Below are 215 nucleotides of genomic sequence, written 5' to 3'. Positions count from 1 at the left end.
GTTTCGCTGACTGCGACCGCGAACGTGGCCGAAGGCGGTACCGTGGTTTACACGGCTTCCGTCACTGCTCCGGTGACTGGTTCGCCAGTGGTCGTCACCCTGTCCAACGGCCAGACCATCACCATCCCGGTCGGCTCGAGCAGCGCCAGTGTCAACTTCACCGCACCCAACGACGCGTTGGCCGGCGGCAACTCCCTGAGCGTGAAGATCGACGA

The 215-nt window shown here is 64.2% G+C and carries 1 protein-coding gene; it reads left to right on the top strand.

Features of this window, described 5'->3' with window-relative positions:
* On the top strand, positions 1–215 hold a 215-nt coding region (locus AC30D7_RS28850; protein WP_490136343.1), incomplete at both ends, for an immunoglobulin-like domain-containing protein.

Source organism: Pseudomonas sp. DF5, from assembly GCF_058148225.1.
This window is presented reverse-complemented; position numbering and strand designations above follow the sequence as displayed.